Here is a 13202-nt window from a genome sequence, read left to right on the forward strand (position 1 = left end):
GACGTGACGTCAATATTCCGCTTCGCCCCCCCACTGTTTTACAGGCCCTTGTCCATGACCGAACCCTCCACCCCGTCGACGCAACCCGCCGTTGATCCGGCCCTGATCGCCCGGGTCAAGGGCATCATCCTGCAGCCGAAGACCGAATGGGCGCGCATCGACGGCGAGTTCGCCACGACCCGCAGTCTGTTCACCCGCTACGCCATGATCCTGGCCGCCATCGGCCCGATCTGCAGCCTGATCGGCGGCCAGCTTCTGCCCCTGTTCGGCACGCCCATGTCGATCCTCGGCGCGCTTCTGGTCGCGGTGGTCAGCTATGGGCTGTCCCTGGTCGCCGTCTATCTGCTGGGCCTGATCATCAACGCCCTGGCCCCCAGTTTCGGCGGGGCCAGCGATCCGGTCCAGGCGATGAAGGTGGCGGTCTATTCCTATACGGCCATGTGGCTGGTCGGGGTCTTCGGCCTGATCCCGATGCTGGGCGTCCTGGCCATCCTGGGCCTTTACAGCTTCTATCTGCTGTACCTGGGTCTGCCGATGCTGATGAAGGTCCCGGCGGACAAGGCTGTCGGCTATTTCATCGTTACGGTGATCCTGGGCCTGGTCATGACCTTCATCATCAACGCCATCGTCGGCATGATCGGCGCCAGTTTCGTGGTCGCCGGCGCCGGCATGGCGGCCATCACCGGCGGTTACTGACCGACATAGGCGCGGGGAACGCGGACGGTGACGGCGGTCAGCAATTCGTAGCTGATGGTCCCCGCCGCCTCCGCCGCCGCGTCCAGGGGGCGATTGGCTCCGAACAGTTCGACCCGGTCGCCGACCGCGACCTCCAGACCGGTCACATCGATCGTGCAGACGTCCATCGAGATCCGGCCCAGCAGCGGCCGGGTCTCGCCTGCGACCCAGACCGCGCCGCGCGGCCCATAGGCGCGCAGAACCCCGTCGGCATAACCCGCCGCTACGATGGCCGCCCGCATCGGTCGTTCGGCCACGAAACCACGCGAATAGCCGACGCTCTCGCCCGCCCGCACGTCGCGCACCAGCAGGACCTCCGCCGTCAGGGCGGCGACGGGGGCGATCCGCTCGTCCGGCCGCCCCTCAGGTCCCCCGCCGTACAGGCAGACGCCCGGCCGCACCGCGTCGAAGGCGAAATCCGGCCCCAGGAAACAGCCGCCCGAATTGGCGAAGGACCGTGTCACGCCCGGATAGCGTTCAACCACGCCCGCGAACCGGTCACGCTGGCGCCGGTTCATCGGCTGGTCCGGTTCGTCGCCGCAGGCCAGGTGGCTCATGACCAGGCTCAGCCCGTCAAAGGCCTCGGGCGCATCCTCCGGCCGGAAGCCCAGCCGGTTCAGGCCGGTGTCGATCTGAATGCCGCAGGCTCCGCCGCCGGCCTCGGCCCACGCCTTCATCTGCACCGGCTGGTTCAGCACGGGCCGCAGGTCCGCCGCCTTCAACAGCCCCGCCGCCTCGCCGTGACAGCCGTCCAGCACATAGAGGACGGGTTCCGGGCCCAGCGCCGTCCGCAGGGCTGCGCCTTCGCCGGCCCGCGCCACGAAAAAGGTCCGCGCCCCTTCCGCCATCAAACGTTTCGCGCAGGCCTCGGCCCCCAAGCCATAGGCGTCGGCCTTGACCACCGGATGCACCGGCACGCCGGTCACGGCCTCCAGGGTGTGGAAATTGCGGGCGAGCGCGTTCAGATCGACGGACAGCAGGGCGGGGGAGGGCATGGCGGCCCTTATTGGCGCAACTTCCCGACGATGGAAGGCCTGACCCGATCAATCCTCGTCGCTGAACGGCGGCGGCAGTCGCCCGGACTTGAAGATGATGGTCGGCTGTTCGTCGTAATCGCCCATCTCGGTGTCCGCCGAGACCGAAAAGGCCACAACGCCCAGCCGCAGGGGCGCCAGCCGCTCGGCCTTGCGCCGCGCCTCCTCGGCGTCCTTGCAGCCCACCTGCGGCTCGGCCTTCAGCCCCTTGCCGCGCCCCTGAACATAGGTCTGAAGAATATAGACGGTTTCGCTGGCCATCCGCACCCAAGGGGCCTGTTCGCGGCCCAGGTCAACCGCCGGCCTCTATTCGTAGCTGACTTCCTCATAGCCGTGCGCCAGGTTGCCGAACCGCACCGTCTCGGCGTCGAAGGCCAGTTTGACGATGCCGATGGGGCCGTGGCGTTGCTTGCCGATGACGACCTCGGCCTGGCCCTGCAGCCGGTCCATGTCCTGCTGCCATTGCAGGTGTTCCTCGGTGCCTTCGCGCGGCTCCGCCCGGCCCAGATAATAGCTCTCGCGATAGACGAACATCACGCAGTCGGCGTCCTGCTCGATCGAGCCGGATTCGCGCAGGTCGGACAGTTGCGGCCGCTTGTCCTCGCGCTGCTCCACCTGACGCGACAACTGCGACAGGGCGATGATCGGCACCGAAAGCTCCTTGGCCAGGGCCTTCAGGCCGCCGGTGATCTCCGACACCTCCTGCACCCGGTTCTTCTGCCCGCCGCTGTCGCCGGTCGTCACCAGTTGAAGATAGTCGACGATGATCAGATCCAGCCCGTGCTCCATCCGCTTCAGCCGCCGCGCCCGCGCCGCCAGCTTGGACATGGACAGGCCGCCGGTGGCGTCGATGTACAGGGGACTCTCGCCGATCTCGACCGCCGCGTCGCGCAGCTTGCCGAAGTCGGTGGCGTCGATCTCGCCTTTGCGCAGCTTGTCGGAGGACACGCCCGAGGCGTCGGCCAGGATCCGCATGGCCAGCTGTTCGGCGCTCATTTCCAGCGAATAGAAGGCCACCACCCCGCCATTGACCGTCTTGCGGCCCTCGGGCGTCGGCTCCCACTGATAGGCGCGGGCCACGTTGAAGGCCATGTTGGTCGCCAGGGCCGTCTTGCCCATCGACGGACGGCCGGCGAGGATCAGAAGGTCGGACGGGTGCAACCCGCCCAGTTTGCGGTCCAGGTCGTTCAGGCCCGTCGCCAGACCCGCCAGCTTGCCTTCGCGTTGATAGGCTTCGGCCGCCATCTGAACGGCGCCGGACAGGGCGTGGGAAAAGCTGACGAAACCGGACGACGGCTTGCCTGTCTCGGCCAGCGAATACAGGGTCTGTTCGGCCTGTTCGATCTGTTCGTCGGCGGGCGTCTCGGGATTGGGCGCCTCCTTGATGATCTCGCCGCCGATGCGGATCAGATCGCGGCGCAGGGCCGTGTCATAGACCACCCGCGCATAGTCCGGCGCATTGGCCGCCGGCGGCGCCCGGTCGACCAGATCGGCGAAATAGCGCAGGCCGCCGAACTCATGGAAGGCCGGGTCCTGCTTGAACCGCTCCATCAGGATGGTCGGCTCGGCCAGCATCCCCTGGCGGATATGATCCTCGATCGCCTCGAACAGCCGCTGGTGGAAGGGCTCGTAGAAATGCTGGCCGCGCAGACGGTCGCTCAGGCGTTCGAACACGCCGTTGTCGAACATCAGCGCGCCCAGCAGCGCCTGTTCCGCCTCCAGATTGTGGGGCATCGAGCTGACGCCGCTGGAGTCCATCGGCGAGGACGAGAAGGGCATGGGGGCGAACGCATTCATTGTCTTAACGCTCTAGCCCTGACACGCGCCTGCGTCAGTCGTGGACGTCGCTTCGACCGTGGACAGATCGTCCACCCTGTGGGCGAACGGGAATTCCTCAATCGGGGCGGATCATCCCTCCGGCGCTGAGCGCGGCGAAGGCGAGGGCCCAGAACGTCCATTTCAGCGCGACGGCCTGACCGATCGCGCGGGCCAGGGAGCCCTGTCGTTCCAGCAGATAGGCCGCCGTGACGATTCCCCACACCCAGGCCGAAACGGCCAGGCCTCTCCAGCCATTGTCCCAGTGAATGCCGATGACGTATCCGGCGAAACCGGCCGCCGCGCCGGGCCACTGGCGTTTCAGGAAATGCTGCGACACCTGAAGCGGCAGAATGGTGAAGACGGTCGCTTCGACGGTCATGACGACCAGCCCAAGCCCGGCCAGAACCCAGGGCGGATGCCGCCGGATCGTGGGCGCGACATGACCCGCGGCGGCCGGCAGCAGGAGCCCGAGAACGACCACGCCGACCGCGATCGCCACGGCGCCGCCGAGGAATATCGCCACCGACCGCAGAGCGTTCGGGCGCGATGTCGGGCGGGTCATGCGGGGCAGGGATATTTCTCGATCATCCATTCCCGCATGGCCTGGGTCACGCTGATGTTCCGTCGGCCCTGGGGAATGGTGTTGAACCGACCCAGGATTTCGTCCGGCGAGAAGCCGACCTTGTCCGGCATGCAGGTCGCGGGCGTGCGTCCCGCCGCAGTCGCCGCCGTCTGTTCGGCGCGCACCGTCCGCGCCGCGCCACGAAACTCGCCCATCAGCCGCCGGGTGTCGGATCGAAGCAGGGCGGTGGGATTTTGGGGAATGCCGGCGGCGGTGGCCAGGAACTCCTGCACCGACATGGCCTGCACCGCCCCCGCGACCAGCGACAGGGCCAAGGCCCCCGCGATGATTTTGGCCTTCATATCGATCCCCTCCGAACACGAAACGCCAGAATGATCGGCGATATGTGGCGCAACGGGGGCGTGAAAGTCGTGCTGTTCTGAAGCTTTGGTAATCTTCCTGCTCCGGACCGTTCTCCAAAGCAAAAAGGGCGCGTCCCTTGCGGAACGCGCCCCTGATGTTTCCGGCGATCCGGCCTCGAAAGGCCGGCGGGATCAGGCTTCGTCGCCGAAGCCTTCCTGTTGACCGGCGCCGCCTTCGATCAGTTCCTGGGCCGATTGCTCGGCGGCCTGGCGCTCATCGTCGAACTGGCTGCGGATCACGTCCTCGCCCTTGGCTTGACGCTCGGCTTCATCCATCGAACGGGCGATGTTGATCTTGACCGATGCGCGGACCTCGGCGTGCAGGCGAACAGGCACTTCGTGGACGCCCAGGTTCTTGATCGCCGTGTTCAGGACGATTTGCGAACGCTCGACCTTGCCGCCTTCGGCCTGGATGGCCTCGGCGACGTCGCGACCGGCGACCGAACCGTACAGGTGACCGGTTTCACCGGCCTGACGGATCATGATGTAGGTCTGGCCGTCGATCTTGTCGGCGACCTTCTGTGCATCGGCCTTGTTCTTCTCGTTGCGTTGCTCGATGGCGACGCGGTCGAGTTCGAACGCCTTCAGGTTGGCGGCGGTGGCCCGGCGGGCCTTGTCGCGCGGCAGAAGGAAGTTACGGGCGAAGCCGTCCTTGACGGACACGACGTCGCCGATGGCGCCGAGATTCTCGACGCGTTCCAGCAGAACGACCTTCATCTTACTTCACCACATACGGCAGGAGGGCCAGATAGCGGGCGCGCTTGATGGCCTTGGCCAGTTCGCGTTGCTTCTTCTGGGAGACGGCGGTGATGCGCGAAGGCACGATCTTGCCGCGTTCGGAGACGTAACGCTGCAGCAGCTTCACGTCCTTGTAGTCGATCTTCGGCGCATTGGCGCCCGAGAACGGGCAGACCTTGCGGCGACGATAGAAGGGGCGGCGGCCGGCGGCGCCGGAGCCAGCCGGGGCGCCCGGGGTCGGGGCGGTGGTGTCGGTCATGTTCCGGTTTCCTTATTCGGCGTCAGCGGCGGCGTCGTCGCGCGGGGTGCGCTCGCGCTCACGCTCGCGTTCACGCTCGCGGCGGGCCAGCAGCGGCGACAGTTCCAGGTCGAGTTCCTCGACGCGGACGGTCAGCCAGCGCAGCACGTCTTCGTTGATGCCCAGCTGACGCTCGACTTCGGCCATGGCGGCCGGAGGGGCGTCGACGGCCAGCAGCGAATAGTGAGCCTTGCGGTTCTTCTTCACGCGGTACGTCAGGTTGCGCAGACCCCAGTACTCGATCTTGGCGACGGAACCGCCACCTTGCACGATCAGGTCCTTGATGGTGTCGTTCAGCGCTTCGGCCTGCTGCGCCGAGATATCCTGGCGCGTCATGACCGTGTGCTCGTAAAGAGCCATGCGGTAGTCTCCCTTGTGGGCGTCGGCGTGGAAACGACCGGGTAAGTCGATCCCCACGATGGCTCCTGGCGCGGCGGCCGGACCGAACGTCCAACCCTTTGGTGTTCCACGACAGGACCGAAGCCCTGGAAAGGCGGGGCCTATAGGGGAAAAGGGGGCGATGCGCAACATTTCTCCCTCCCCCGCGGGGGGGGTGAGCCGCAGGCGAGACCGGGTGGGGAGGGCAGGGCGACCCATCACAGATCTGTCCCGATTCCGGCAGTGCGCCCCTGCCGGGCCGCCCCCGCCCCGTCGCTGCGCGACGCCCCTCCCCGGAGCGGGGAGGGAGAATTCCTTGTGACGTCCCGCCAGCCCGCCTAAACCAGCCTCATGCCGAAGCTGACGTCAGCGGTCGATCCGCAAAGCCCCAGATACAAGTCCCTGCACGCGCACAACAGCGCCCTGGTCGCCGAACTGCGCGACCATGTCTCCGAGGCCGCGCGCGGCGGGTCCGACAAGTCGCGCGAACGGCATGTGGCTCGAGGCAAGCTGCTGCCCCGCGACCGGGTCGAGCGTCTGCTGGACCCCGGCTCGCCCTTCCTGGAGGTCGGTCAGCTGGCCGCCCACGCCATGTACGACGGCGAGGCCCCCGGCGCCGGCCTGATCACCGGAATCGGCCGCGTCTCGGGCCGCGAGGTGATGATCGTCGCCAACGACCCGACGGTTAAAGGCGGCGCCTACTTCCCCATGACGGTGAAGAAGCATCTGCGCGCCCAGGAGATCGCCGAGCAGAACCGCCTGCCCTGCGTCTATCTGGTCGATTCCGGCGGGGCCAACCTGCCGCACCAGGCCGAGGTCTTCCCCGACCGCGACCATTTCGGCCGCATCTTCTTCAACCAGGCCCGGATGAGCGCCAAGGGCGTCGCCCAGATCGCCTGCGTCATGGGCCTGTCCACCGCCGGCGGCGCCTATGTGCCGGCCATGTCGGACGAGACGATCATCGTGCGCAACCAGGGCGCCATCTTCCTGGCCGGCCCGCCCCTGGTGAAGGCCGCCACCGGCGAGGTCATTTCGGCCGAGGAACTGGGCGGCGCCGAGACCCACGGCCGTCGCTCGGGCGTGGTCGACCATGTGGCCGAGAATGACGAACATGCGCTGGAGATCGTCCGTTCCATCGTCGCCAATCTGAACACGACCAAGTCCGTGGACATGGACGTGCGCGAACCTCGCGCGCCGGCCTTTGCGGCCGAAGAGTTGTACGGCCTGATCCCCGACGACGTGCGCGCCCCCTATGATGTGCGCGAGGTCATCGCCCGCCTGGTGGACGGGTCCGAGTTCGACGAGTTCAAGAGCCTGTACGGCTCGACCCTGGTCTGCGGCTTCGCCCGCATCTGGGGTTATCCGGTCGCCATCTTGGCCAACAACGGCGTCATCTTCTCCGAAAGCGCCCAGAAGGGCGCCCACTTCATTGAACTGGCCTGCAAGCGCAAGATTCCGCTGCTGTTCCTGCAGAACATCTCGGGCTTCATGGTCGGCGGCAAATATGAGGCCGGCGGCATCGCCAAGGACGGCGCCAAGCTGGTCACCGCCGTCGCTTCGGCCGAGGTGCCCAAGTTCACCGTCCTGATCGGCGGCAGTTTCGGGGCCGGAAACTACGGCATGTGCGGCCGCGCCTATTCTCCGCGCTTCCTCTTCACCTGGCCCAACAGCCGGATCGGCGTGATGGGCGGGGAACAGGCGGCGTCGGTGCTGGCCACCGTCCACCGCGACGCGGAGACCTGGTCGCCTGAGGACGCCGAAGCCTTCAAGGCCCCGATCCGTCAGAAATACGAGGACGAAGGCAATCCCTATTACGCCACCGCCCGCCTGTGGGACGACGGCGTCATCGACCCGGCCCAGACCCGCGACGTCCTGGGCCTGGCCATTTCCGCCAGCCTGAACGCCCCGATCCCGGAGACCACGTTCGGCCTGTTCCGGATGTAACCTATTCTTCCGCCCCCCGTTGCAACGCGGACCCTCAGTTTGGAGATGACCATGGCCGATCAACCCACCGACGCCGACCTCAACGCCCTGGACGTCACCGACGCCGAGGAAGCCGAGATCAACCGCATCGCCCATCCGCTGCTGGCCGACGCCGCGCCGGACGCCAATGACGACCTGGTGCGGATCGACGCCACCAGCGACGGGGTGGTCTTCATCACCCTGGACCGGCCCGAGAAGAAGAACGCCTTCGACGCCGCCACCATTGCCGCCCTGCACGAGGCGTTCGAGACCCTGCACGGCGCCGACCACGTCCGCCTGGTCTTCATCCGGGGCGCGGGCGGCACCTTCAGCGCCGGGGCCGATCTGAACTGGATGCGCGACGCCGCCGACTGGTCCGAGGCCGACAATCGCGACGACGCCCTGGGCCTGGCGCGAATGCTGAAGGCGCTGCACGACGTCCCCGCCCTGACGGTCGCCCTGGTCGAGGGCGCCGCCATGGGCGGCGGGGCCGGCATCGTCGCCGCCTGCGACATGGCCGTGGCGGTCGAGGGCGCGCGTTTCGCCTTCTCCGAGGTCAAGCTGGGCCTGATCCCCGCAACCATCGCCCCCTATGTCATCGAGGCCATCGGCGCGCGGCGCGCGCGTCAGCTGTTCCTGACCGGCAATAGTTTCGACGCCGACTACGCCGCCCACGCCGGCCTGATCGATCTGGTCCTGCCCGAGGGTTCGGTGGACGAGTTCATCGCCATGCTGACCGATAGCCTCAGCGGCAACGCCCCCGGCGCCATGGGCGAGGCCAAACGCCTGGTCAACGACATCGCCGGCCACAAGATCGACAGCGGCCTCTTGGACGACACCGCCAAACGCATCGCCCGCGCCCGCGTCTCCCCCGAGGGCCAGGAAGGCGTCCGCGCCTTCCTGGACAAGCGCAAACCCGACTGGGCGGTTTAGGGGCAGGGCAGGCCTCACAGGCCCCCTCCGTCTCGCCGGCTTCGCCGGCGATCCACCTCCCCCAAGGGGGGAGGAATGCGAGCACCGAAATCCTCCCCCCTTGGGGGAGGTGTCGCGGCGCAGAGCGCCGTGACGGAGGGGGCCCGAACGGCCCCAACTGTCACAATGACGCTGGTCTCACTCCAATGATTCCAACCGCTTGTCAGATTCTCGCCCCGACTTCCCCGCCAGGGCTTCCCCACCCCCTATAATCACGCCCGGTCTCGTCGCTTGGAGGGCTCGCTTGGCCTGCGACCTTGCGGCGGCGGGAGCGGATGGAACGGGAGCGGGGGTGCAATCCCTCCGCGCCGGCGGCGTCTCAAAACGTCGTCGGAGGGTCGAGGGGGATACTCGATCGCACTCGGGACGGTTCTTCGCAGGGACCGCCGACCCGTCGCAGGCTTATGGGGTTAGGCGATAAGACCGCCACCGCTCGGCGCCCCGAGCTTGCAGGCCAACCTTCCGCGCGGGGCGTCAAACCTTCGTCGAAACGGTACTCAAAACACAAAACTCCGGGCGAAGGCCCGGCGCCCCGCCCAGCCCTCCGCTTCCAAAGGGCCTCCAAACTCCGCCGAAGGGACGGAGCGCCTCCGTTCGTCTGCACGACGCTGCGGGAACGGGCTGAAAGCTTGTCCGTTGATGTCGCGCCGACGCCTTGATCCGGCCCGAAACACGGTGCGGTATGGTGTGGCTTGAAGCCTGTTCTCCTCGGATGATTATGCAGACCCGATCGATCGTGCTCGTCGCCGCCCTGGCCCTGTCGGCCTGCGGCAACCCCACCAATTCCAAGGCGCAGGAGGGCGAGTTCGCCCAGCCGACGCGCACCGCGCCCAGCGATGCGGCGGGGATGAAGTCCAGCTTCGCGCCGGTGGTGCGATCCGCCGCCCCGGCCGTGGTCAATATCTCGGCCCGCAGCGTGCAACGGGTCCAGGCCGATCCCTTCTTCCAGTTCTTCGGCGGCGGCATTCCCCAGGCGCGGGTGGCGGAATCGGTCGGGTCGGGCGTGATCGTCCGCTCGGACGGGATCGTCGTCACCAACAACCACGTCATCGACGGCGCCCAGCAGATCAAGGTCGTGCTGAACGACCGGCGCGAGTTTCCCGCCACCGTCATCCTGGCCGACGAGCGCAGCGACATCGCCGTGCTGCGGCTGGAGAACGTCAGCGACCGGCTGCCGGTCCTGGCCATCGACGATCAGGAAGAACAGCAGGTCGGCGATCTGGTCCTGGCCATCGGCAATCCGTTCGGCGTGGGCCAGACGGTGACCAACGGCATCATCTCGGCCCTGAACCGGACCGAGACCGGTATTTCCGACAGCGGCTCCTTCATCCAGACCGACGCGGCCATCAATCCCGGCAATTCGGGCGGGGCCCTGGTGGACATGGACGGCGACCTGATCGGCATCAACACCGCCATCTTCTCCCGCTCGGGCTCGTCCGCCGGGGTCGGGTTCGCCGTGCCCGCCGCCATGGTCAAGCGCGTGGTCGATTCGGCCCTGGGCGGCGCCAAGGCCGTGGTTCGTCCCTGGCTGGGCGTAAAGGGCGACACTGTCACCGGCGACATCGCCGGCAGCCTGGGCCTCAGCCGACCCCAGGGGCTGGTCGTCACCGACGTCTACGCCAACGGTCCCGCCGCCCGCGCCGGTATCCGCCAGGGCGATGTGATCACCGCCGTGGACGGTCAGGAGATCAACGACCAGAACGGGCTGAACTATCGCGTCGGCTCGCGCAATCCGAACGATCAGGTCCAGGTCGCCATCCTGCGCGACGGTCGGCCCCAGACACTGACCGCGCGGGTCCAGACCCTGCCCGGCGACGCCGACCCCCGCCAGGGCGTCGTGATCCAGTCCGGCCCCTTCGCCGGGGCCCAGGTCGTGGCCCTGAACCCGGCCCTGGCCGACCGCCTGGGCGGCGACCCGTTCGCCACGGGCGTCATTGTCACCGGCGTGTCGGGCCGGGGCTACGCCGCCCGCGCCGGCTTCCGCCAGAACGACCTGATCGTCAGCATCAACGGCCGCGCGATAGCTTCGGCGCGCGACGTCGAAGCCGCCGGTGCCGGTCGCGGCCCGTGGGAAATCGTGGTCAATCGCGGCGGGCGCCAGATTCGGGGCGTGTTGAGGTAAGGGGCTCGACAGTGTCTTCGACCACAGGCCCACACAAACGGGTGAAAAGCCTTTGGCGAACGCCTACATAGGTCGCACTCATGACCGACCTTTTCGAAGCCTCCGGCATCTTGCCGCCCGACGCCCCCCTGGCCGACCGTCTGCGTCCGCGCACGCTGGACGAGGTGGTGGGCCAGGATCATCTGCTGGGCGCCGGTGGGCCGATCCGGCGGATGATCGAGGCGGGGCGTCTGGGGTCGATGATCCTGTGGGGGCCGCCCGGCACCGGCAAGACCACCATCGCCCGGCTGCTGGCCCAGGCGGCGGGCTATGAATACCAGTCGATCAGCGCCGTCTTTTCCGGAGTCGCCGACCTGAAGAAGGCGTTCGAGGCGGCGCGGATGCGGCGGGCGGCGGGGCAGAGCACCCTGTTGTTCGTCGATGAGATCCACCGGTTCAACCGCGCCCAGCAGGACGGCTTCCTGCCCTTCGTCGAGGCCGGGGTCGTCACCCTGGTCGGGGCCACGACCGAGAACCCCAGTTTCGAACTGAATGGGGCGCTGCTGTCGCGGTCCCAGGTCTATGTGCTGAAACGGCTGGACGATGCGGCGCTGGATCAACTGTTGAGCCGCGCCGAGGCCCATATGGAAAGAGGCCTGCCGCTGTCACCGGAAGCGCGCCAGGCCATGCTGGCCCTCGCCGATGGCGACGGACGCTATCTGCTGACCATGTCGGAGGTGCTGTTCGACCTGCCCGCCGGCGAAACCCTGGACGTACAGGGGCTGGCCGGTGTGCTGCAGCGCCGCGCGCCCGCCTATGACAAGAGCCGGGAAGAGCATTACAACCTGATCTCCGCCCTGCATAAATCGGTGCGCGGGTCGGACCCGGACGCGGCCCTGTACTGGCTGGCGCGGATGCTGAACGGGGGCGAAGACCCGCTGTATCTGGCGCGGCGGATCGTGCGGATGGCGGTCGAGGACATCGGCGAGGCGGACCCGCTGTCGATCCTGGTCGCCAATGCGGCCAAGGACACTTACGACTTCCTGGGCAGTCCGGAGGGCGAACTGGCCCTGGCCCAGGCCGTGGTCCACCTGGCCACCGCGCCCAAGTCGGTCGGGGTGTACGAGGCTTTCAAGGCGGCCAAGAAGGCGGCCTATGAGACGGGATCGCTGACGCCCCCCGCCCATATCCGCAACGCCCCCACCAAGCTGATGAAGTCGCTGGGCTACGGCAAGGGCTACCAGTACGACCCGGACACGCCCGAGGGCTTCTCGGGCGCGAACTTCTTCCCCGACGAGATGGAACGCCGCACCTTCTACAAGCCCAAGGGCGAGGGGCATGAGGAGAAGGTCAAGGCGCGGCTGGAGCGCTGGGCCGAGATGCGGGCGCGGCTGGCGAAAGATGCGGCGGTGGACGGGGCGGGGGACTGACCTCTAGAAGCTCCCGATGACCACCCGCCAACCCGTCGCCCTGTCCGAGGATGAGATCGCCGCCGTCCGTTCGTGGGTGATCCACGAGGACGCCCATGTGATCGCCTTTTCCAAGCCGTCCGGCCTGTCCAGCCAGGGCGGGCGGATCCAGGCGCATACGCTCGACGATCTGCTTTGGGCGTTCGCCCGGTCCAACGGCAAGCGGCCGGAGCTGGTGCATCGGCTGGACCGCGACACCTCGGGCGTGATCCTGGCGGCCAAGACCAAGCCGGCGGCGGGCTTCCTGGGTAAGGCCCTGCAGATGCGGCGGTTTCGCAAACAGTATCTGGCCCTGCTGTCCGCCGCGCCGGACCCGGCGTCGGGGACCATTGAGGCCCCGCTGCGCCGCGAGGAGATCGGGCGCGAGTCCTATATGCGGGTCGTCGCCTTCGACGCGCCCGGCGCCCAGGGTTCGCAGAGCCGCTATCGGACCCTGGCCGCCAACGACCAGGGGGCGGTGGTCGAGCTGGAGCCGCTGACGGGGCGGATGCACCAGCTGCGGGTTCACATGGCCCATCTGGGCCGTCCGCTGATCGGGGATGTTCGCTATGGCGGAGCGTTGACGACAGAGGTTGGGCCGGCGCCGCGCCTGATGCTGCACGCCTTCAAGCTGAGTTTTCCTCATCCCGAGGGCGGAACGACGACGGTGGAGGCGCCGCCGCCGGCCGATTTCGCGGGTTTGCGTTCGGCCTTGGGCCTCTAGACGGAACGCT

The 13202-nt window shown here is 67.8% G+C and carries 14 protein-coding genes; 6 read left to right on the top strand and 8 right to left on the bottom strand.

The genetic code is table 11. The annotated features are described in order from the left end of the window. The first annotated feature begins 54 nt into the window (after window positions 1-54). Entirely contained in the window at window positions 55-696 is a 642-nt protein-coding gene (locus tag ACW18C_RS07715; protein WP_492073839.1) for a Yip1 family protein, read from the top strand. On the opposite strand, the gene alr is transcribed toward ACW18C_RS07715, so the two are convergent. From alr to rpsF, 8 genes are all read right to left on the bottom strand, one after another. Next, the gene (gene alr / locus ACW18C_RS07720; protein ID WP_492073841.1) at window positions 690-1730 is read right to left on the bottom strand and encodes an alanine racemase; all 1041 of its coding nucleotides are present in this window, start codon (window positions 1728-1730) and stop codon (window positions 690-692) included. The genes ACW18C_RS07715 and alr overlap by 7 nt on opposite strands. A gap of 48 nt (window positions 1731-1778) precedes the next feature. Beyond that, on the bottom strand, window positions 1779-2030 hold the full coding sequence (locus ACW18C_RS07725; RefSeq protein WP_154726154.1) for a hypothetical protein: 252 nt from the start codon (window positions 2028-2030) through the stop codon (window positions 1779-1781). Window positions 2031-2075: 45 nt separating this feature from the next. Continuing rightward, window positions 2076-3566 carry a replicative DNA helicase gene (locus tag ACW18C_RS07730; RefSeq protein WP_492073843.1) on the bottom strand — a complete coding sequence of 497 codons (1491 nt, stop codon included), beginning with the start codon at window positions 3564-3566 and terminating at the stop codon, window positions 2076-2078. Between the two features lie 97 nt (window positions 3567-3663). Then, window positions 3664-4149, bottom strand: coding sequence for a hypothetical protein (locus ACW18C_RS07735; protein WP_492073844.1), 486 nt, complete (start codon window positions 4147-4149; stop codon window positions 3664-3666). Beyond that, window positions 4146-4511, bottom strand: coding sequence for a hypothetical protein (locus tag ACW18C_RS07740; RefSeq protein WP_492073846.1), 366 nt, complete (start codon window positions 4509-4511; stop codon window positions 4146-4148). The genes ACW18C_RS07735 and ACW18C_RS07740 overlap by 4 nt, the downstream gene beginning before the upstream one ends. A 192-nt stretch (window positions 4512-4703) precedes the next feature. Next, on the bottom strand, window positions 4704-5288 hold the full coding sequence (rplI, locus tag ACW18C_RS07745; RefSeq protein WP_008261897.1) for a 50S ribosomal protein L9: 585 nt from the start codon (window positions 5286-5288) through the stop codon (window positions 4704-4706). A gap of 1 nt (window position 5289) precedes the next feature. Beyond that, window positions 5290-5568: a 30S ribosomal protein S18 gene (gene rpsR / locus ACW18C_RS07750; RefSeq protein ID WP_008259463.1), complete on the bottom strand. Its 279-nt coding sequence runs from the start codon at window positions 5566-5568 to the stop codon at window positions 5290-5292. Between the two features lie 12 nt (window positions 5569-5580). Next, on the bottom strand, window positions 5581-5967 hold the full coding sequence (gene rpsF, locus ACW18C_RS07755) for a 30S ribosomal protein S6 (protein WP_040349448.1): 387 nt from the start codon (window positions 5965-5967) through the stop codon (window positions 5581-5583). Between the two features lie 369 nt (window positions 5968-6336). Between rpsF and ACW18C_RS07760 the strand changes: the two genes are divergently transcribed. From ACW18C_RS07760 to ACW18C_RS07780, 5 genes are all read left to right on the top strand, one after another. Beyond that, the gene (locus ACW18C_RS07760; protein WP_492073848.1) at window positions 6337-7929 is read left to right on the top strand and encodes a carboxyl transferase domain-containing protein; all 1593 of its coding nucleotides are present in this window, start codon (window positions 6337-6339) and stop codon (window positions 7927-7929) included. A gap of 51 nt (window positions 7930-7980) precedes the next feature. Beyond that, window positions 7981-8880 (top strand): enoyl-CoA hydratase-related protein, encoded by a 900-nt coding sequence (locus tag ACW18C_RS07765; RefSeq protein ID WP_035311168.1) that lies wholly within the window; start codon window positions 7981-7983, stop codon window positions 8878-8880. Window positions 8881-9637: 757 nt separating this feature from the next. After that, on the top strand, window positions 9638-11041 hold the full coding sequence (locus ACW18C_RS07770; protein ID WP_492073849.1) for a Do family serine endopeptidase: 1404 nt from the start codon (window positions 9638-9640) through the stop codon (window positions 11039-11041). Between the two features lie 80 nt (window positions 11042-11121). Then, window positions 11122-12450 (top strand): replication-associated recombination protein A, encoded by a 1329-nt coding sequence (locus tag ACW18C_RS07775; protein ID WP_492073851.1) that lies wholly within the window; start codon window positions 11122-11124, stop codon window positions 12448-12450. Window positions 12451-12466: 16 nt separating this feature from the next. Then, entirely contained in the window at window positions 12467-13192 is a 726-nt protein-coding gene (locus tag ACW18C_RS07780) for an RluA family pseudouridine synthase (RefSeq protein WP_492073852.1), read from the top strand. The last annotated feature ends 10 nt before the right edge of the window (window positions 13193-13202 follow it).

Source organism: Brevundimonas sp. FV1ye7S, from assembly GCF_058680995.1.